The sequence below is a fragment of the Krasilnikovia sp. MM14-A1259 genome (assembly GCF_047159535.1).
In the GTDB taxonomy this organism is placed as follows: domain Bacteria; phylum Actinomycetota; class Actinomycetes; order Mycobacteriales; family Micromonosporaceae; genus Actinoplanes.
Genome location: NZ_BAAGAJ010000002.1, coordinates 5,035,284 through 5,054,449, shown reverse-complemented (window position 1 = coordinate 5,054,449; position 19,166 = coordinate 5,035,284). Strand labels below are relative to the sequence as shown.

Genomic DNA, 19,166 nt, shown 5'->3' with positions numbered 1-19,166 from the left:
ACTGCGTGTGCCCAAGCTGGGGATTCGACGTCGGCGAGTTCGGTATCCACATTGTCGGCGGCAACGCCGACATCGAGTCGGCTATGCCGTCCGATGCTGCTGTGGAGGCTATGTGCTTCCCAGACTGACGGGGGACCTTGTAACCGAAGCCGCCCTCAGTCGTTGGGCTTGCCGCCCATCGATGAACTTGGGAGGCACGCTAATGGCGCAATTCTGGTCCGATGAACCCATCGAGAGTAACGATGAAGATCTTCTTGATCGGGATCGGTTCGCTGTCCGGGTCGCCCAGCTCATCGACGAAGTGGGCTCGGCAGGACGCAGTACCGTGTTCGGTCTGGTCGGCCCCTGGGGTGGCGGGAAAACCTCACTGATCAACCTGGCGGTGAATCGGCTGCTGAAGCCCTGGGTGCCCGTGCGATTCACGCCGTGGGCGGCATCCAGCGTTACCGACCTGCTGATGGAGTTCTTCTCCACCATCGCCTCGGCACTTCCGCCGGGTGGCAAGGCGGACAAGGCGCGCGCGGCGCTCATGGCGGCCGCTCAGGTCGCGGTGCCAGCAGCGTTAAAGCTGCTCCCGGGCATCGGTGGAACTGCGGCGGATGTCGCCGCAGCAGCTGCGAGCCGGTTCGGTCAGGACAAGCCGTGGTCCGAACGCTTCGAGGAGGTGGCCCAGCAGCTCCAGCAGCTCGGCACAAAGGTCCTGGTGGTGGCCGACGACATCGACCGGTTGGACGCCGATGAACTGGCGGCCCTACTTAAGGCTGTGCGGCTTCTCGGCCGGTTCCCCGGCGTTCACTACCTGCTCGCATACGACCAGGCGACAGTGATCGATGTCTTGAGCAGCTCCGCAACCGTCGGATCGAGCAACCATCGAGCGCTGGAGTACCTCGAGAAGATCGTGCAGTATCCGCTGTCGATACCGCCGGCCCATCGATCTCAGCTCGACCGGATGCTGCGCACCAGCCTGACCGAGACTCTGCGCGAGTCGGGCCACGATCTCGACGGCGACGCCGTCGGTCGCTTCTCCCTGGCATACCAGGACCTCATGGCCCGGACGTTGACCACAGTCCGATCGGTACAGCGCTACCTTGCTCAAGCCAGGGCATACCTGCCGCTGATCGGTGAAGGCGAGGTCGACGTCGTTGACCTGCTCGTACTGATTCACCTGCGTGTGCATTTTCCCCGACTGTACGATCAGTTGCCATCGTGGCGTGGGAATCTGACGGGCTCGCTGGATCTGGCCGCGCTGGTTGCGGCGTCGCCCGAGGAGCCGAATTGGCCCGCACGCATCGTCGCCGCGGGCGTATCGGCCGACCTTGTCCAGCCAGTGCAGACCGTGCTTCGTGATCTCTTCCCGGCCATGGGCGGGGTCCAGGTGGCCCAACCGGGACGTGTCCGGGGCTGCCGGGTAGGCAACCCTGACTACTTCGATCGGTACTTCGCCATCGGCATCCCGCAGGACGACATCCCAGACGCCCTAGTAGGACTTTGTTAGGTCGTTGCGGTGTGTCGCTTGTAGCCGCGCGGTGATGATGCTTGGCTGCGCTGCGTGGACGAGCGTGGGCTGGCGCGTGTTCGAGAGCAGCTTCAGGAGTTCGCCGCTGGGGTGTTCGCGGGGTTGCCGCGGGTGGATCAGCGGGAGACGGGGGTGCGGTATCTGCGGGGGTTGATGTTGGATGGGCAGCGTAAGTCGATGCAGCCGATGGCTGCCCGCCTTGGGGTGGATCATCAGCAGTTGCAGCAGTTCCTGACCTCCTCGACGTGGGACGTGACCGGTGTGCGACGTCGGGTCGCGACGATGGCGGCCGAGATGATCGCGCCGCGGGTGTGGGTGGTCGACGACACCGGATTCGCCAAGGACGGCCCGGCGTCGGCGTGTGTTGCCCGGCAGTACTCCGGGAGCCTCGGCAAGGTCGGTAACTGCCAGATCGCGGTCAGCGTGCACGCCGGGACCGACGCGGCGTCGGCGGTGCTGAACTGGCGGTTGTTCGTCCCAGAGTCCTGGGACGAGACGTGCGTGCCCGACCAGCACGGGAAAGTCGCCAACGGTCATGCCCGCCGGTTGCGCCGTCAGCCGCTCACCTTGGACGAGGCCGGGAAGAAGAAGCCTCACGTGCGTAAAGAGGTGCCGCGCGAGGAACAGATCGCGCAGATCGTGCGGCGCAGGGCGGCGGCGAAGATCCCTGACGGTGAACGCTACCGGCCGAAATGGCTGATGGCCCTAGAAATGATCGACGAACTAGCCGACTGGGGCCTGCGGCCGCCGCTGGTGACCACCGATGCCGGTTACGGCCAGGTCGCCGAGTTCCGGCAAGGCCTGAGCGAGCGTGGCATCGGCTGGATCGTGGCGACTACCTCGAGCACCACCGCCCAGCCCGGTGACGCCAAACCCGTCGAGGTTGCCTACGCCGGAGTCGGAAAATATCCCACCCCGCGGTATCCGCATCCGGCCCGCAGCATCAAGGACCTCGCCGTCGAACACGGCGCTGAGCACGCCACCCTCGTGCACTGGCGCGAACGGCTGCCAACAGCCGACAGCATCGGCGACCAGAGCGCCGGCACCCTGTCCGGGCACTTCTTCGCCCTACGGATCCGCCCCGCCGGCAGAACCGTCCGAGAAGGCCTGCCCCAGCACGGTGACGGCGTCCTGCCCGACTGCTGGCTCCTCGTGCAATGGCCGCCCGGCGAGGACGAACCCACCGACTACTGGCTGTCCGACCTACCCGCCGACACCGCCCTTACCGACCTGGTCCACCTCGCGAAAAGCCGCTGGCGCATCGAACACGACTACCGCGAACTCAAAACCGGCCTCGGACTCGACCACTTCGAAGGCCGCTCCTGGATCGGCTGGCACCGCCACGTCACCCTCGCCACCACCGCCCAACTGTTCCTCACCCAGCTGCGGCAGACCGACCCAAAAGCAGCAGGGCAGCCCTGAGCCTCTACACCGTCCTGCGGCACCTGCAATACCAACTCGGCACCTGGCTCGGGTTCTGCCCACACTGCCACCAACCCGTACCAACCTAACAAAGTCCTACTAGTGCGGCAGGCGATGCTTGAGGTCGCCGCGGACGAGCGCGCCCCGAGCCGGGACGAGTTCGTGTCGATCGTCACCGGAGATGACGAGGACCTGGCCCTGCGGGCCCTGCAGAAGGCCGCGCCGCTCTCGCTGCCGATGCGACCTTCGGAAATGCCATACCTGGCCAAGTTCGTAGCCGACCTGGTGCCGCGCCTCCCCGATGCGCCCCTTCTTACCGGCAACGTGCGCAGTACCGCCACCGCATGGATCGCCGCGCTTCTGCAACAGGCCACCGTCGATAACCCCGCCCAATTGGTGACGTCCCTGGTCGACGCTGCCGGGATCAATGCGATCGCCGAGGCGACCCGGTTCATGATTCGGGACCGGCAAGTCGGGCCCGTACCCGCGCTGCAGGTGCTGCTCCCACACGTCGCCGAGCACGCCCGCACCGCGCTGCTCGCGAACTTCTCTGCCCGTGACGACGCCGAGCTCTCCGACCTTGTCATGACGATGGTCGACGTACTCGAGGAGGCCCGAATGCTCGATACGCTCCGTACTGACACCCGCGCTGGGCTCGACCGAGGCGCCTGGACCCCTGAGGACCTCGCCGCCCGCTTCGTGACGGTGCATCAGATGGTCGGTGGGTCCGCGGGATGGAAGATCGACGAGTTTCAACCGGACCGCTTCATCAAGGCCGTTCATCTCAAACCGCCAGTAGCCGCGGCTACCGGAGAGACAGAATCCAAGCCCCGGCCCGGCCGGGAGAACGACACCGCCAGCTTCGACCGGTTCGACGTTACCTGGCCAAACCGGCGACTGGTCGCCCGCCGCGCCTTGGAGCGCCTGGGCTGGATTTGATGCGCGACTGCCGCATTAGCAAGCCGATCGGGATCGCAGTGCTTACAGCCGTATGCCGGTTAGCCTCGGCAGTAGGCCCGCAGGTCGTCTTCGACGACTCGGCGGAGCTCTCGTCATAGGTATTCGGCTGCGAGTTTGCACAGATGTATGGGCGCGGGGTAGAGGGTGGCCTGTTCGGTGTGCAGGTAACTGCGTCGTAGCACCTGGGTGAGATCAGCGAACGTGTCCGGCGTGTCGGTGGCTTGCAGGAAGACCGGAAGGATCTCCAACGGCGTTTCATTGGATGCCCGGAAGCGGTAATTGGCGAGAACGTCGGGGTCGATTTTGGTTGCGCTGAGGGGCGTCTGCATCTGCTCGGCACGGGGGTTGATCGAGTAGTAGACGTGGTCGTCGAAGGTGTAGAGGCCGTCACCACGTGGACTGTGTGTGTCGTAGTCGGGCGGGAATCCGAGGGCTACCTCTTGGGTTGTGCTCCGGTCGCGGACGCGGACGATCCTCAGGCCGGGGCATTCCTGGGGTGTGAAGAACGGTGGGGCCGGCTGGTCGTCGTCGAAGGTGTGTCCGGGGAGCACGAGCCTGTCGATGGCGATGTTCTTGTCCTGGATCCAGTTCCATCCCCACTTGCGGAATCCGTAGGCTCGGACGAGGACGACGCGGTCGCGCTCGTCGATAACCGAGGTTTCCTCGATGCCCAGGACGTTGGAAAGAAACCGCGACAGGATCGCCTGCTGGTTCTTCCCTGCAGGGATGCGTCCTTTCCCGGTAGCCAGGGCTCGAGGCAGGTCGCTGTAGGGCATGGGTGGCAAAGGAGAGGCGCTGCTCGTGGCGAGGTGGGCGGTGGGCTCACCTTCGGGGGGCATGCGTACCACGAGAGGCACGCATGCACCGCCTTCGAGGTGGTGCAGCCATACTCCAACGAGTTCCATGCCGGCCAGCGCTTCGTGCAACGGTGGGCGACCAAGGCGGCCAAGTTGGCGCAGGGCGTCGAGGACGGACGCAGAGGCGCGGTGGATGGTGCCTTTGGTGAATGCTGTGCCAGGGTACGGCGTAGGGGCCTTCTTCGGGTCGGCCGAGGGTTTGGTCGGTGGTTTGAACCTGATGGCGGGTTTCATGCACTGCAGCCGACGTCCGCTGCGGGCGAACGCCTTCTTCAGGGCAGGCTTAGGGTCGATAGTTCGGGTGCGGGCGAAGTGATCGGGGCCGTGAAGTTCGAATATCGCTGCGATGCGCTGGCTCGCGGCGCCGATCTGGTTCTCCACCAAGTTGGCATGAGCGCCCCGAAGGGTGGCCACTGGCCGGTCCGTGTCGGAGCGCTCGATGCCCGACCCAAGGACACCGACCTCGCGCAGGTAGACGGTGAGGTTGAGGTCGCCGGTGAAATGAATGGTGGCGGGGTCAGCGGGGTCGTTGTGAGCTTCAAGGCCGTGATGTAGTTGCAGCGCGGCGAGTACGGCTTGGCGGGTGTCGTCGGACTGCGTCCACAGTTCCAGGGCATACGTTTCGGCGGTGTCGTGTGTGGGCGTGATGCGCCGGGCGGGTCGCGTGCCGACGCGTCGAGCCTCGGGCAGCGGCAGAATTCCTAGCGGCTGCAGAATCTTCGCGAGCTGTTCGCGGACGTGCATGTGATCGGCGGGCACGAAGCCGGTTTTGGCGCCGTGCCGCAGCGACCGGGCCTTGCGTTTGCCGTCCCCTTCGGGCTTGAACTGCTCCAGAACGTCGAGGTCCTCCGCGTCGCTCTTGGTGCCTTCGGAGTAGAGGATGTAGGCGTGAATTCTGCCTTCCTCGTGGGCTGCCCGGGGGTCGGCGAACACCTTGTCCGGGGAAGGAAATGCCAAGTGGGTGAGTCGTCCCAGTGTGCTGGCCAGCCCAGGGGTCCACTGCCAGGTCTTCTGGCCGCCCTTGATGTACCGGTGCTGTGCTTTGGCTGCCAGCAGCGTGTGCGCCCCGCGCTCATCGAGAAATCCGTCGGGGGCGTGCAGCAGGACGGTGGCGCTGGCCGGACCATTGCCGCGTTGGGGGATGTAGGCCACGGGCTGCAGGGGGAAGCGGCTACCGGTCAGGTCCGCGTGGATGCTGGACAGCCCACGGTGGGGAATCGTCTCGACGTGAAAATCGATCTTGGCTGTGGCCAAGCCGCCGCCGGTCTGGGGAACTTCAGAGAAGGGCAGAAGGACAAGGCTGCGGTGGTTGTTCGAGCTGGGAGGGCCGAGCAGCGATTCGCGCGGTTTGCCGACCAGATGCAGGCCGTGCTCGCGCACGTACTGAGCCAGCAGCGTGGGCAGCAGGTCGAACATGTACTCCGACGGGGCGGCCGTGCCATTGGGACGCTGAGTGTGATCGAAGGCGTTGATGGGAGTGTCGTCGAACCGCAGTTCGCTCGGGTCTAAGACGTCCCACCAATCAATGGTGCTCCCAGGGGCGACAGCGGTGCTGGCCCAGGCACCGACGGCCACGGTGAGGACGGCGGGGTCGACGTCGGCATAGGCGACGATGAACCGGCCGTCGGTGAGGTTCGAGTTGACATGGATTACGGCGGGGTCGATGCCGAGCAGAAGGTCGACGAGGCTACGGGTAGGCAGCGAGTATCCGGCCTTGATTTCCGGCCTGGCGTGGTATTCCCGGGTTAGTAGATCCAGCCACGCTTTAGGAAACCCGGCTACCTTGCAGTGGACGTCCCATCGCGCGTCGGGTGCGAGGGTGAACGCGGTCAACTGCATCCGGTCACTGATCTTGGCCACGTGCCTACTTCCTCCGCGATCCGAGTGGCTGACTGGTCTGTACGAGGTGGCCGATCAGTTCCCACACGGCCACGTTGACGGCATGTCGATGGTGTTCTTCGGCGTCGGCGCTCACCTTTGGCGGACTCAGCAGCCCGGTCAGGAACACGTCGGTGGCTACGACGAGGCTAGTGCGCTTGGTGTCGGGCGCATCGTCGTCGGTTGAGAGCCGTTCGGCGAACGCGGCGTCGCACAACCACACGGTGGTGTGTTGGTTACCGCGGATCGTGCGTCCGATCGTCTGACTCATGGGAACGAGGTTGTTGGCCACGAACGCCGGCCGGTACGCCTCGTCGAGGGTCCGGAAGACAACCGGATGCCCGATCAGGTCGTACCACAGGTCACGTGCGGCGTAGCGCATCTGGCGGGTGTAGCTGCCGACGTCCCCGGGCGGGGCCGCGAAGGGATGTTGCAGGTGCCGCATCGCCATCTGATTGATCATGGATAGCGGGAACCCGAGGTCGAACGGTGGCGGGTGGGACCTCGTGAGGTAGACGACGGCTCCCAGTGCGGCGGTGTCGCTGGCGTTGAGGATGTTGTAGCCGCGTTGGATGGACATCTCGGCGGCAACGAGGATGTCGTCACCGCCGCGTCCGAAGCCGGCGATCAACCGGCGTTGGATTCCACCGTCCTGGGGGCCGGCGGCATCGGGGACGACGTACCGAGCCGACAGTGTGGTCTTGTTGTTGATGTGTTCCGCGACCAGCCGTGCGTCGCGGCCCGAGAGGGTGACCAGCAGGATCTGCCGCCGGTCGTCCGGCAGGGTTGCTCGGAGGTCGTCGATACGGCTGCGGTGGCGGCCGGGGGTGACGTCGCACAGGTAGGAGACCATCTGACGCAGCGCATCGGCCCTGGCTGGCCCGGCACGGCCCGACACGAAGATCGGGTCGTTGGCGAGAGTCCGCCCAGGCCGGACCAGCATGCTCGAGGTCCGCAGCGCCTTCCGGTCACGTTCCTGCTGGCGGAGCACGAGACTGGGGGTCTGCGGGATGTGGTAGAACGACGACCCGGGAATCCAGCTCGTCGCTGAAGTAATGATCACGTGTGGGCCGGCGACTCCCTCGCACGCCAGTAGGTCGTGCGCGTGGTGCAGCAGCCATCGGCCGACGCCGTGCACCCAGACGATCTGCAGTGAGGCGCCGCCGTTGCGGCTGGCCGCCCACCGCAACGCGAGCAGGTTGCCGATGGGTGCTTCGGGCACCAGCGGCCGGTAGTCGCGCGGTGGTTGGGCGAGCATGAACATCTCGTCGTCGGGCAGGCGTAGCGGCTCGCGCACCGACGGGTAGAGCCCAACCATTCGGAAGAAGGTCGTGGTGATGCGGCCGGCCCAGATCGCCGCCTCGATGATCAGGTGCAGCAGGTCGCGGTCGAGGTCGATGCGCTGCTTGCTGGTGTGCTGGGGCGAGAAGTTCGTGTCGATCCAGGAATCGATCGTTTCCCGGACAAGCTCGTCGTCGCGGGGCAGCCTGGTCATGTGCTCGATGGCGGCTTCGAGGTCGTGGCCGTGGCGGAGCAAGGGCTGTTCGGCGAGGGCCTGCAGTTGCTGTTCGTAGAAGGCCTCGGCGGCGTCCTCCGCCGCCTTGTCGCCGTCGGTGTGCGGCGCCAGTCCGTACAGTGTGCGGGCCACCTGTCGAAACAAGGAGTGGGCGGTGAACGTCGTGTCGCCCAGCAGCGTCCGCAGGGCCTGACCGGAGTCGGCCAGCGCGAGTTGGTTGAGGCTGAACACGGCCTGCTGGTGGATGAGCAGCAGCCGGTGCCATTCCTGGACGCCGCGGTGGACCACCGCGGCCATCTCGCCATTGGCCAGTCCCTGGTTGGTGCAATCCACCATTCGGTGGGTCCAACCGCTGTCGCTGGAGACCAGTTGCTCGGTCTGGACGAACTTCTGGTCGAAGACCTGCTGGACCGCGTCGGCCTCGTCGATGATCATGAGGTCGATGTGGTGCTGGACCGCTTCGAGCCACCGCATCGACTCCGATGCCGGCTCCGCCCGACTGGCCACAAGGCACTGCGCGGTGGTGACCCACACCTGCGCTGCGGTGATCTCGCGCAGGGCTTTCTGCGCTGGGCACACCGTCAACAAGGGGCAGTCGTGGATGCGGGTCTGCGTGGCGTCGACCGTCCGCAGCCGGCTCCGGCAGGGAAACTCCTCGGGGCGTAGCGGAGTCCAGGTGGCCTGGTTGGTGACGCGTAGCGGTTCCAGCAGGCATGAGGCGTTGGCGTACTCGGCTGCCGGGTCCGGCGGGTACTGACCGGAGGGGAACAGTTCGCCGGCCTGGTCGATGTGCGTCGTCCAGTATCGACCGATGTGTTCGGACCGCGCGCTGCGGCCGATCAGCGGTACAGCGTTGATGCCAAGGTTTCTGAGGGCGGAGACCTTCTGATAAACGTCGCCGACCGACAAGACCACCAGGCAGACCCGGTCGCCGTGGTTGCGGACCCGGTTGACGGTTAGGAGTTCGGCCAGGGTGGTCTTGCCGGAGTTCATTAGCCCCACCCAGTGCTCCAGGCCATTGACGGTGAACTGCTCAGGTTGGTCCACCATCTGACCGGAGACAGGGTCGACAATGCTAGGTCGCATCTCGGCGACCCACTTGGTGTAGTGCCCCTGGCGCAGATCCGGCCGTTTTCTAGGTGCCCGTCGATGGCGTGGGCGGCCGCGACGATGTCCTTTTGGACGTCGATCGTCCACGGCTGGCGGCTTCGTCCGTCGACGGTTGGCAGCGAATCCAGCGGAGGTGCTGGCGGGAGGTGGTCGGGCATCTGCACGATTTCCCGGCGGCCGTCGACGTAGAAGGAGTATCGGCCGCCTGCTGGCGCTGGCGGGTGTTCGCGGGTCGGACGGTAGGCCAGCGGGTCGACCATAGCCGCGGCGTAGAACCGATCGCGTTCCGCGACGACCGACGTTGCCTTCGGCTCGAAAACTGTACGGTCGTTAACGCGCCGGTTCGGGTCGTCGACACGCTCGAACGCACGAAGGGCCGGCGGTAGCCCGGCGTATTTGTTGAGGGTGCTGCGCCAGTAGGCGCGGCGGGCAGTGTCGCCCATGCGGTGGCGCACCCGCCGGATGGTGGCCGCGACGTTGTCGGCCACCGCGACGTAGCCGGACAGGATGGCCGGCAACGCCCCGATTGGTTCCGCCGGGAAATGGATTGCCATGAAGGCAAGGCCGAGTTCTGCCTGGCAGAACTCCGCACTGGTCAGGCCTGCGTCGGGAAATTCTGCTGCCTCCAGCCGACTCTGAAGGTCCTCGTGCCAACTGGTGGTGTCCCTCACGCGGCCAGCTCCTTGGCACGAACCTTGACCATTTCGATCAGGATGTCCTCCCTGACGACGGTGACGCCGGCACCGCCGCGCCGGCCATCCAGTTCACTGGTCAGTTCTTTGAGGTACTGGCCTTGGCCGGCCCGGTGCTCCGGTATCGCCAAGAACCTCTTGTCGCATGGGAATCCCGCAGGCCATTCGAACCGTCGGCCCAGCAGCCGCGCACTAAGCTGGTCTTTTGCGTCGACCGCCCAGATCTCGCCGACGCTGACCTCACCACGGACGTCGCGGCGCAGGAACTCGATGGCGATGTCGACCGTGTCCAACCGGGGATAGGCCACGACCTCGACGCGTCCGTCGAGGCCGGGGTCCTCGCGGAGCTTGTCCATGATCCTGGCTTCGACGAGGCCCGGGTCGTGGATGAAGCGGCGCGTTGCCCGGTGATGCTCGTAGGCCCGGCGGACGGTCTTGACCGACTTGGGCTCCGGGATGCCGCCTGGGCAGCCCGGCGTACCGCAGGCATCGCCGCCAGCCACCGGGTTCCCGCACCCCGGACAGGTCACATACCGGTATGCCCCGCTCGCGGGCGTAGTGGTGTAGGCATTCTCGATCAGACGGCGGACGTAGGTCTGCCCGCTGTTGTCGGCTGCCGGCAGTTGCTGCTCCAGGCGCAGCAGGTCGGTGTCACTAAGCACCGGCCGGTCGATCAGCAACCGGCGCAGCGCCGCGTATACGGCCTCCACCTGCTGGTCGTCGGCCCCCCCGTTGGCCGCGGCGGCGGCCTTGATCGCCTTGAAGACCTGGTTCTCCACCCATTCGGCTTCGACATCGCCGCTCGAGGCGAGGCGGGCGGCCTGCTCCGCGAACATCGAGAGCTCGTCGCCGATGAGGAGCTCGTATTGCCGGTCGCTGTCCGACAGCGACAGATCTACGTCCCAGGTGATCAGTGGACGCGAGCACCACGCCATGAGCTCCAGGTCGCTAGCCGGTCCGTCGACGCCTTGGTCGAGGCACCGCCAGTACAGGCGGCTGAAACCTACGCGCCACGACGCCGGCAGCAGTCCGAGGTCAGCCGTCCCCGATCGTGGGTGGGTACGCCGCCGGATGATCTGCGCCAAGCCGCCGCAGAGCATGGTGACGGTGAGGTAGTCGTCGGCCAACGCCGGCGACGAAAATTTGGCCGTAGATGCGTCCGCAGACATGTCAATGGGGCTCATCGAATCCTGCACTGTTGGACCGAGTTGGGACAGGACTTCGCACCAGCCGCCCTCTACAGGACTTCTGGTTTTTCGCCCTCAGTTGAGGGACAATATCGCGAAGAGTTGCCGCCCACAACGAGGCCCCCCTATGGAGAAGTTCGGCTGCCGTGACCAGGCGACAGCCGGGCTGGCCGGACTCCCGCGCAGGAGACCGCGTGCCTGCGGCAGCGTTCGACCGGGGCGGAGCTGCAGTCGCCAGGCCCGCCGAAGCACCGGCCTTTGCGGGTAGACAGCCCGGATCGGAACGGAACCGAGCCACTCCGGTGGTGCACGCAAGGGCCGGTGGATCCTTCCACCCCGGCGGTCGCGGCCAGGCGTGAAACGACACAGCGGAAAGAACCCTCGAGGTGCGCAGCCAACACGCCGGTACCGTTAAGCAGGCATGCCGCCATGGCCGCAACCTGGGCTGCAGGGTCATCGCCAGCCGAACAACGCCACACGGGGTAACTGATCAACAATGAGCCGATGCTGACACCGTCCCGCCTGAAGCTTGCCCGCAACCGCCGGGGCCTGACGCGTGAACAGTTGTCCAAGCTGGCCGGCATCACCACCCGCAGCCTTCTCGCCTACGAAAATGGGACACAACGCCCCACTCCCGACAACCTCGACCGTCTCGCCAGCGCACTCGACATGCCGACCGCCTTCCTGCTAGGCGGCGACGTCGACGAGATCCCCCTCGAAGCGATCAGCTTCCGCGCACTGAGCAAAATCCCCGCCGGGAAGCGGGACATGGCGCGCAGCGCCGGGCGCATCGCCCTGATGCTCGCTCATTGGATCGACCAGCGACGGGCAATTCCAATGCCTGACGTTCCTGATCTAGCCGACGCCGACCCCGAGACGGCTGCGGAAACCCTGCGCAACAGATGGGAACTGCAGAGGGACGGCGTTGACAACATGATCCGCCTGCTGGAATGCCGTGGCGTACGCGTGTTCTGCGTAGCTCTGGATTGCCACGAAGTCGATGCCTACTCCTTCTACTGGAACGCGACTCCGTTCATCTTCCTGAACACCACCAAGACCGCGGAACGTACCCGCTTCGACGCCGCCCACGAACTCGGTCACCTTGTGCTCCATGCCAGCGCTCGGCCTGCGCGTCGACCCCAGACCGAACGCGAAGCCGACCGTTTCGCCAGCGCGCTCCTCATGCCCCGCGCCAGCATCCTGGCCTCCGGACTCCGGAACGCCAGTGCGGAGCACATCATCGCCTCCCGGGCTCGATGGCGTGTCTCAGCGATGGCCCTGGCACATCGACTTCATGAACTATCACTCCTCACCGACTGGGGATATCGCGCGGTGTGCGTAGAGCTCGCACGCCTCGGCTACCGCAGCGGCGAACCAGAGGGCATTGCGGCAGAACATTCCCAAGTCATAATGGAGGCACTCAAAGCGACACAACCGGATACCTCGCTCGTCGATCAAGCCGCCTCGGATCTGCACCTAACGGTCGGAGAGCTCCGAAAATATATTGATGGACTCCTCCCCACAGATTCAGCCTCACATCGACGAACACCGCCAAGGCGTCCGACTCTTTCGCTGCTGCCTTGAGGCCAAGATGGTGTCTCAAACAACTCTCCTTTCGGACTTTGGGGGCTGTGTCGGACGCCATGCCATCAGCGGCAAGCAGCAATGCTGCGGTACAAGAACGGGTCCGGAGATGCCGCACCGTGCTGACGGATCTCGTCTCATGGCGGCGCTCGTGTGAGCAATCGGTGAGCAAGGGGACGGGGTCTCCGCATACCGCTCTCTTTCGCCGGGCCCGGGCAGCCAATTCCATGCGCCACGTCACGCGCAGAGCTCGTTCGCAAGCATGCGCGAAACCGCGGATGATGTTGTCAATCCGTCCAGGAGCGAACGAACATCTCGTAGAGGTCGGAGTGGGTTTCACGCAGTACGGCGAGGGCCTGCAAGGCGTGGTCGGCGAGCTCGGTGGCGAGGCGGGCACGCGTCGTCGCCGGCGCCGTCGATCCGGTGACGGGGAAACACGCCTCCAGCTCGGCAAAGGTGTGGTCGATGTCCGCGGCGAGCGACGCGGAGGTAGTGCGGTCGAGAGCGCTGAGGTCGAGGGCGGTGAGTAGGCGCTCCAGGCCGTCGGGTCCGTCGCTCCATCCGCCTGCCTCCTCAGGGCGTCCCGGAAGATCTGGCACCGCCGCAGGATCTTGGTCGGCAAGGAAGGTTAGATATTTGAGGGCATAGATGAACAGGTCGATCACCGTATCGACCGTGTTCTCGTCTGCGGTTTCCGTGCCGTTGGCGGCGACGAGGCTAAGGCGGTCGACCTTGCGCGCGATGTTGGCCAGGATCGAGATCTGCTCGCCGCGGCGCTTCCATGAGTCGCCGTAGGCAGCGTTCTTGCTGCGGTGAAGGGCGGCCGCTGCGGCGCGGAAGTCGCTTACGGCCGCGGCCGACGCTGGTGCGGGAGCCTCGCCACATCCCTCAGCGTCGAGGACGACCAGAGTCTGGGCGTCGAGGTCGAGTCGCACGGTGCCGCCACCGCGGCGCCGCAGCTCGCGCCAAGCGGCAAAGCCGGTCAAGATCGCTTTTTCCCAGTCAGCGGCTCGGTGTGCAGCCACCTCGAGGTGGGCCACCATGCCCGTGATCGTGTTCAGCACGTCGTTGTCGACGTGGTTCTTGCCCTCGAGGTAGTTGTGGCGGCTGGCGTAGCCGAATACCAGGGCGGAGATGCCCTCCTCGATGACGACGGCGCGACCGCCGTCCTCGGCTTCGTCGGTCTCGGGGTTGCTGCGCCGTTTGCGCTTAAGGAGTGCCCGCATGACGGGCGACCAGCCGAGGACGGCAGCGTAGGAGAGGTGGAAGGCGTCGTGGAAGCAGTAGCCGTCGGCGATGTGCGAGGCGTCGGTGATCGGGTCGCCGACCTGTTCGCCGGCGCATGAGAGTACGGATACGTCCCGGCCATCCTTGGGGGTCAGGGTGAAGGTGAAGTCGGCCTGCCGGGGAAGCTGTTCGGCCGGTTCGAGGTCAGCGTCGAACGGGATGGCGGCTGCGGGGGTGGGGCGCCAGCGGTCGGTGATTTTGCTCAGGTTCGCGGTGGCGATGTCGTCGAGATCGAGATCGAGTCGGCGTGCCACGGTCGACAGGTACCAGAGGACGTCCCCGAGCTTCTCGCGCATGCGGGCGCGGAACTGGGGGTCAGCAGGTCCATCGCGTAGCCGCTTCTTGTACGCGTTCAGGACGGCTCCGGCCTCGCCGGCCAAGCCGAGCAGCGGCACCACGAGGGAATCACCTTCCCCGCGTACGGGTTGAATCGTCTTGGCTGCCGCGTTTTGGTACGCCGCCATCTCCATGCGGTCCTCCTGAGTTGATGTTGACTTTCCCATCATGATCGCGGTTTCCGATTGCTGATCCTACGCCATCCACGGTAGACTCCAGTGGAGCGACGGATTTCCCAACCATGGAGCGAGGCGAGTTGATGGAGCGCGTGACCGGTCCCACCGTGGAGCAGATCGTGGACGTGGTGGTGCGGCTGCTCGCGCTGGAACGCGGTCAGGAGGAGGCCGAGGTGCGCGCCGAGCTCGAGGAAGGCGGCTGGGAGCTGCCGATCGACTCGTTGCGGATTGTGGAGATCCTGACGCGGCTGGAGGAGGAGCTCGGTGTAGAGATCCCGGCCGACGTGGACTCCGCCCGGGCAATGCGCTCAGTGCGGGCATTCGCGGAAATCGTGCGGGACGCCGTCGTCACCGGCGACAGGAGTGCATGATCATGACAACCGAACCCGATACCGAACGGCCCGGCGGTGACTCGGCCGTGCTCAGCGAGCGGCTCAGGCGAATCCGCGAGTATCTCAACTTCACCCAGCAGTGGGTCTCCGACCAGACCGGGATCTCCCGGGTCGCGATCAGCGAGATCGAGCGCGGCGCTCGAAAGGTCGACAGCATCGAGCTGAAGAAGCTGGCCCGGCTCTACCGATACCCGGTCGGCTACTTCCTCGACGAGGACGTCGACGCTATCCCGGCGGCGCATGCCGTTGCTGGATTGCCGCGACGGCTGACTAACCTGCGGCAGGAGGATCTGACCCAGGTCATGAAGTTCGCCCAGTTTCTCGAGATGTCGCACCAGGCCGACGGCGAGGCCGACGATGAGGTGGACCGTCCCGTTCCGCAGCGCCGACGGTCCTCTTCGTGAACTGGCTGATCGCGCACCGGGTCGCGAGCATCGCGGCGGCGAATCTGCGCCAGCGGCTAGGGCTGCCTGAGGACGGCTATGTCGACCTGTTCGCCGCCCTGCGGCGCAGCGGGCTCATGGTCGCGGGCGACGAGATGCCGAGCCTCTTCGGCGCGTACTTTCCGGCTGGCCCGGGCCGAAACGCTGGCATCCTGCTGAACTCGACCATGAGCGAGGCCACGATCCGGCACACGGGCGCACACGAGCTGGGCCACGCCGAGTTGGGCCACGAGCGCTGCCTGGCCGATGGCCCAGACCTGTTCAGCGGCCTACCGCGCAACAAGTGGCCGGACGAGGAGAAGCAAGCCGAGGCGTTCGCGGCCTGGTTTCTCATGCCGATCCGCGCGGTCAAGACCATCCTGACCAGGCTCGGGCTCGACATCCCGCGCGAGGCCGCCGACGTCTACCAGTTGTCCCTGCACCTCGGCACCTCCTACCGCGGCGCCGTACGGCATTTGGAGCACCTGCGTATGGCGGCGCCGAGCGTAGCGGCGGGGTGGCGAAGGGTGCAGCCGGCGCGGCTGAGGGCGCGGCTGTGCGGGTGTCCCGACCAGCCGCCGGCCCGCGTTTGGGACCTGACCAGCCTCACCGACGGGAGTGAACTTCACGTCGAGCAGGGTGACCGGCTGATTGTCCGTACCCCACGCCTAGGCGGCCGCCCTCTGTTCACGGGGCCGGCTGCTGTGACGGCGCTCGCCAAGCCACTCGCCGTGGAGCCCGACCAGGGCATCGAGTTCGACATCGCTGGCGATATCGACACGCCCTCACTGTTGACCGTGACCTCCGCCGAGCGGCAAACCTTGTGGTCCGGCACCCTCATGCCGACCCCTGAAGACCGTCGCGGGCTGATCGCCGCGGCGCACAAGCCGTTGATGGTCGGACCGACGAACGGAGCACGGCGATGAGCATCACGGTCGAGGCCGACAACGTCTCGGCCGCCTGGCTGGCGGCCGCGCGAAAGCTCGACCGCGAGCCGAAGCGCAAGGGCATCCACACCGTCGTCCGCATCAGCAATCCTGTGGGCGAGATCCCGGCTGTCCGTGCTGCCATGGACCAGCTGCTAGCCGACCAGAACCTGCAAAACGTCGACACGGTCGCCAACACGATCTTCCCGGCGTCATTCGCCCGGTCAAGTCGCGACCACGCCGAACTGGTCGAGCGCTACATGAGGATCTATCCGCTGCTGACCAAGCGCTACAACAAGAACAGCAAGGGCACCTATTTCGGGCGGATGATCAATTATCCTTCGGCCCCGAAACCCGGCAAACCTGCGTCCGGAGGTCCACGGGACCAGATCAGCGACGTGATCCGGCGGATCACCGTCGAGCTCAACGGCGGGATCCCGAAGCAGGCGCGCTACGAAGTCGGCCTGGGTCTGCCCGACGACGCTGTCAACGTGCATGTCTTTGTTCCGGGCACGGACACCAGCGCGATGGCGTTTCCGTGCCTGAGCCACTGCTCGTTCCAGCTCGACGGTGAGGGGCGGGTCCATCTGCTTGCCCACTACCGCTACCAGTACCTGGTTGAGCGTGGCTACGGCAACTATCTCGGGCTCGGTGGCCTACTCACCTATGTCGCCAAGAACACTGGGCTGGAGGCGGGGCAGCTCACCGTGGTGGCCGGTCTGGCCCAGCTCGAGCCGCCAATCATTCCGGTCTCCACCATGTTGGACAAGTTCACCGATATCGGCGTGGTCTGATCGCAGTGGGGGCTACCCCAGTCATGCCCGGGTGGCTGCCAAGGCGCGCGTCACGGCGGGGTCGTGCAGGGCCGCGAGGCATTGGTCGGCGAAACTCGAGAACCCGGTGAGGAGGTCGGCCAAATCCGGGTCGTCGCCGACGTCGATGTAGCTGCTCTCGACGTGCAGGTCACGGTGGATGCGGGCGCCGAGGTTGTCCAGCGCGGTGGCCAGCACGGTCACTGCCTCGGCGTACGAGAGGTCGCTGTCGCTCTGTTGGCTGATCGGCATCTGGCGCTCCTCGGGGCGGTGGGGACGAGATGGTGATCATGCCGCACGTGCTGCTGCGGCGGCGAGACGGTCATTGATCCCCCATTTCGGGGGGAACCAAGCGGTCAGCGGTCGGTCATCCTGCCGGTAGTTCTGCTTGATCTGGGTCCGACCACTGACACCGGCGATGTCCGGATGCGCCAGCCGCGCGTACTTGTCGACTTCGCAGAACAGGTTCTGGCAGTCGATCAGCTGTAGGCGACGCCCGCCTAATGTGGCAAACGACAGTCCGAGTCGCGCGAAATGCTGTTCCTGCGTGTCAGTGACGTAGCGGATGACTTCCGCCTCGATCCCGTCGGCCGCCCTGCCGAAGCACTTGCGGATCCCGTCGCGGGCACCTGGGCCGGGCACGACGAACTGCATCTCGTCGAAGTCCATTTCGGCCGCGTAGTTAAGGTCGATGGCGAACTGGTAACCGAGAAAGTTCCCGAACGCGGGGAAAGATCGTAGGACCTCGAACACCTCACGCAGGCTGCCAGCTTCCGCGATGCGGGCTGGCGCCGCGGACGCCATCATCAGCTCGATCAGCCGTAGGTGGTTGCGGTGTTTACGTAGCTCGCCCAGCCGCGGTGGCGGAATCACGTACGCCGCGGAGTAGATCCGTTCGCCGGCTGCAAGCGCGTCACTGAGGATCCGGTCTATGGCGGCGAAGTCATATTCACGCCAGGTCACCGCACCGAACGCCTGGGACAGATGTTGCCACGTCGAGTAGCGGTTGAACAGCTTGAACAACACCGTCCGGTAGAAGACCTCCGTCCAGTCCTGGTCGCCGGAGTAGATGACCTCCCGGATCAGTTGCTGGCTGACCCGGTCCGCGGCGCGGTAGCAGTTGGTGAATCTGTGGTGGCTCAGGATCGGATCGTGGGTCCAAGGGGCAGCCTTGCCGCATAGCCGCGCCATATAGATCTCTTGCCGGGCCTGCGCGAACCGCCAGTAGGTGTCGAAAACCGGGCTCGGCGACAGGTGACGGCCGGCGACCGTGACCGTCCACTGGCCCGCTCGCGTCTGCGTTCCGAGATCGACAACTCCAGCCGTCATATATCTAATATATACTAGATATATGACTCGTTCCAGAGAGGCGGGACCGGCGCGTGGAGTTGATGAAAGACTCATCACGCCGTAACACCTCGTTGCAGTGGCCAGCCGAGGTAGACGCTCACCTCGACTACCTCGTGCGGCTGGCCGCGAGCCAGGGCGTGGTGATCAGTCGCGCCCAAATGCTCGCCGCGCTGGTGTCGGACGCCAGCGTCAACGCGGCCACTGTCGCCGCGAGCGCGCTGCGGTACCTGGGCAGCTGCCGCGAAGGTGACCTAGCTCGCCGGGAAGCGGGCGCCGCCCAGCTGCCCACCGTCCGGTACCGAGGGCGCCGGCGCTCCCAGCCCAGCTGACGCACGGCACCCCACTCGGCCGTGACTGCACCGCCAGCGGCGTCGGCGTCGGTGGCCGCGAAGCCGAAAACGACCTGCGGGAAATCTCAAGACTCCACCGGTGGTTCTCAGCTCGTCAGCTGTCTTTGCGACTCCTGCCTCTTGGTCAAGGTCGGGACCAACTGATCAGCGAGGTGGACGCGCTTCCTGCGGTAACGGCCGCGGTCATCCAGCGGCGGCGGCAGCCACGATCCCGGCGAGTACGGTTGCGGTGACCAGGAACGGCCCAGTCAAGCGTCCATCCACCCCGGCTCGCCGGACATGCAGTCCCGAGCTGGTGGTGACGCTCCCGGCCGCCACCCGTTGGGTGGCAAACTCAGGGCGGGCGTTCTCGGCAAGCGCGACCGTGGGCTGTATGTGCAGCGGCCACCGTGG

16 protein-coding genes are annotated in these 19,166 nt (G+C 65.8%); 9 read left to right on the top strand and 7 right to left on the bottom strand.

Annotation, left to right across the window (positions count from 1 at the left end; genetic code table 11):
- The first annotated feature begins 202 nt into the window (after window positions 1-202).
- The 3 genes from ACMCNK_RS22990 to ACMCNK_RS22980 all read left to right on the top strand — a co-directional run bounded on the left by ACMCNK_RS22990 (window position 203) and on the right by ACMCNK_RS22980 (window position 3,877).
- On the top strand, window positions 203-1,495 hold the full coding sequence (locus tag ACMCNK_RS22990; RefSeq protein ID WP_412738448.1) for a P-loop NTPase fold protein: 1,293 nt from the start codon (window positions 203-205) through the stop codon (window positions 1,493-1,495).
- A 54-nt stretch (window positions 1,496-1,549) separates the two neighbouring features.
- A complete protein-coding gene (locus ACMCNK_RS22985) occupies window positions 1,550-2,938 on the top strand; it encodes an IS701 family transposase (RefSeq protein WP_412738447.1) in 1,389 nt (462 codons plus the stop codon).
- A gap of 102 nt (window positions 2,939-3,040) precedes the next feature.
- Window positions 3,041-3,877 carry a hypothetical protein gene (locus ACMCNK_RS22980; protein WP_412738446.1) on the top strand — a complete coding sequence of 279 codons (837 nt, stop codon included), beginning with the start codon at window positions 3,041-3,043 and terminating at the stop codon, window positions 3,875-3,877.
- A gap of 113 nt (window positions 3,878-3,990) precedes the next feature.
- On the opposite strand, the gene ACMCNK_RS22975 is transcribed toward ACMCNK_RS22980, so the two are convergent.
- From ACMCNK_RS22975 to ACMCNK_RS22960, 4 genes are read right to left on the bottom strand one after another with little or no spacing between them, the layout of a single operon-like run.
- Window positions 3,991-6,615 (bottom strand): pPIWI_RE module domain-containing protein, encoded by a 2,625-nt coding sequence (locus tag ACMCNK_RS22975; RefSeq protein WP_412738445.1) that lies wholly within the window; start codon window positions 6,613-6,615, stop codon window positions 3,991-3,993.
- A 4-nt stretch (window positions 6,616-6,619) separates the two neighbouring features.
- Window positions 6,620-9,196: a hypothetical protein gene (locus ACMCNK_RS22970; RefSeq protein WP_412738444.1), complete on the bottom strand. Its 2,577-nt coding sequence runs from the start codon at window positions 9,194-9,196 to the stop codon at window positions 6,620-6,622.
- Complete coding sequence (locus ACMCNK_RS22965; protein WP_412738443.1) at window positions 9,142-9,930, bottom strand: hypothetical protein; 789 nt, start codon at window positions 9,928-9,930, stop codon at window positions 9,142-9,144. The genes ACMCNK_RS22970 and ACMCNK_RS22965 overlap by 55 nt, the downstream gene beginning before the upstream one ends.
- Window positions 9,927-11,078: a hypothetical protein gene (locus ACMCNK_RS22960; RefSeq protein WP_412738442.1), complete on the bottom strand. Its 1,152-nt coding sequence runs from the start codon at window positions 11,076-11,078 to the stop codon at window positions 9,927-9,929. The genes ACMCNK_RS22965 and ACMCNK_RS22960 overlap by 4 nt, the downstream gene beginning before the upstream one ends.
- 564 nt (window positions 11,079-11,642) lie before the next feature.
- Here ACMCNK_RS22960 and ACMCNK_RS22955 point away from each other — a divergent pair.
- Window positions 11,643-12,722, top strand: a complete 1,080-nt coding sequence (locus ACMCNK_RS22955; RefSeq protein WP_412738441.1) for a helix-turn-helix domain-containing protein — start codon at window positions 11,643-11,645, stop codon at window positions 12,720-12,722.
- Window positions 12,723-13,009: 287 nt separating this feature from the next.
- Here ACMCNK_RS22955 and ACMCNK_RS22950 read toward each other — a convergent pair whose 3' ends face one another.
- Complete coding sequence (locus tag ACMCNK_RS22950) at window positions 13,010-14,479, bottom strand: nucleoside triphosphate pyrophosphohydrolase family protein (RefSeq protein WP_412738440.1); 1,470 nt, start codon at window positions 14,477-14,479, stop codon at window positions 13,010-13,012.
- Window positions 14,480-14,604: 125 nt separating this feature from the next.
- On the opposite strand from ACMCNK_RS22950, the gene ACMCNK_RS22945 reads away from it, so the two are divergent.
- Genes ACMCNK_RS22945 through ACMCNK_RS22930 form a run of 4 tightly spaced genes read left to right on the top strand, consistent with a single transcriptional unit; the run spans window position 14,605 to window position 17,055 of the window.
- Window positions 14,605-14,892 (top strand): acyl carrier protein, encoded by a 288-nt coding sequence (locus ACMCNK_RS22945; RefSeq protein ID WP_412738439.1) that lies wholly within the window; start codon window positions 14,605-14,607, stop codon window positions 14,890-14,892.
- A 2-nt stretch (window positions 14,893-14,894) separates the two neighbouring features.
- Window positions 14,895-15,317 (top strand): helix-turn-helix domain-containing protein, encoded by a 423-nt coding sequence (locus ACMCNK_RS22940; protein WP_412738438.1) that lies wholly within the window; start codon window positions 14,895-14,897, stop codon window positions 15,315-15,317.
- On the top strand, window positions 15,314-16,261 hold the full coding sequence (locus tag ACMCNK_RS22935) for an ImmA/IrrE family metallo-endopeptidase (RefSeq protein ID WP_412738437.1): 948 nt from the start codon (window positions 15,314-15,316) through the stop codon (window positions 16,259-16,261). The genes ACMCNK_RS22940 and ACMCNK_RS22935 overlap by 4 nt, the downstream gene beginning before the upstream one ends.
- Window positions 16,258-17,055 carry a hypothetical protein gene (locus ACMCNK_RS22930; RefSeq protein ID WP_412738436.1) on the top strand — a complete coding sequence of 266 codons (798 nt, stop codon included), beginning with the start codon at window positions 16,258-16,260 and terminating at the stop codon, window positions 17,053-17,055. Before ACMCNK_RS22935 ends, ACMCNK_RS22930 begins: the two co-directional genes overlap by 4 nt.
- Before the next feature lie 21 nt (window positions 17,056-17,076).
- Here ACMCNK_RS22930 and ACMCNK_RS22925 read toward each other — a convergent pair whose 3' ends face one another.
- Together ACMCNK_RS22925 and ACMCNK_RS22920 are read right to left on the bottom strand one after the other, a co-directional pair.
- The gene (locus tag ACMCNK_RS22925) at window positions 17,077-17,325 is read right to left on the bottom strand and encodes a hypothetical protein (RefSeq protein WP_412738435.1); all 249 of its coding nucleotides are present in this window, start codon (window positions 17,323-17,325) and stop codon (window positions 17,077-17,079) included.
- 36 nt (window positions 17,326-17,361) lie between these two features.
- Window positions 17,362-18,402, bottom strand: coding sequence for a nucleotide kinase domain-containing protein (locus ACMCNK_RS22920; RefSeq protein ID WP_412738434.1), 1,041 nt, complete (start codon window positions 18,400-18,402; stop codon window positions 17,362-17,364).
- A 62-nt stretch (window positions 18,403-18,464) separates the two neighbouring features.
- Here ACMCNK_RS22920 and ACMCNK_RS22915 point away from each other — a divergent pair, with 62 nt between their 5' ends.
- Window positions 18,465-18,752 (top strand): hypothetical protein, encoded by a 288-nt coding sequence (locus ACMCNK_RS22915; protein ID WP_412738433.1) that lies wholly within the window; start codon window positions 18,465-18,467, stop codon window positions 18,750-18,752.
- The last annotated feature ends 414 nt before the right edge of the window (window positions 18,753-19,166 follow it).

Bases quoted from the DNA above. Each gene is read 5' to 3' on its own strand.
- ACMCNK_RS22990 (WP_412738448.1), top strand. From the start codon at position 203: ATGGCGCAATTCTGGTCCGATGAACCCATCGAGAGTAACGATGAAGAT.
- ACMCNK_RS22945 (WP_412738439.1), top strand. From the start codon at position 14,605: ATGGAGCGCGTGACCGGTCCCACCGTGGAGCAGATCGTGGACGTGGTG.
- ACMCNK_RS22915 (WP_412738433.1), top strand. From the start codon at position 18,465: ATGAAAGACTCATCACGCCGTAACACCTCGTTGCAGTGGCCAGCCGAG.
- ACMCNK_RS22925 (WP_412738435.1), bottom strand. From the start codon at position 17,325: ATGCCGATCAGCCAACAGAGCGACAGCGACCTCTCGTACGCCGAGGCA.
- ACMCNK_RS22950 (WP_412738440.1), bottom strand. From the start codon at position 14,479: ATGGAGATGGCGGCGTACCAAAACGCGGCAGCCAAGACGATTCAACCC.
- ACMCNK_RS22920 (WP_412738434.1), bottom strand. From the start codon at position 18,402: ATGACGGCTGGAGTTGTCGATCTCGGAACGCAGACGCGAGCGGGCCAG.
- ACMCNK_RS22955 (WP_412738441.1), top strand. From the start codon at position 11,643: ATGCTGACACCGTCCCGCCTGAAGCTTGCCCGCAACCGCCGGGGCCTG.
- ACMCNK_RS22930 (WP_412738436.1), top strand. From the start codon at position 16,258: ATGAGCATCACGGTCGAGGCCGACAACGTCTCGGCCGCCTGGCTGGCG.
- ACMCNK_RS22940 (WP_412738438.1), top strand. From the start codon at position 14,895: ATGACAACCGAACCCGATACCGAACGGCCCGGCGGTGACTCGGCCGTG.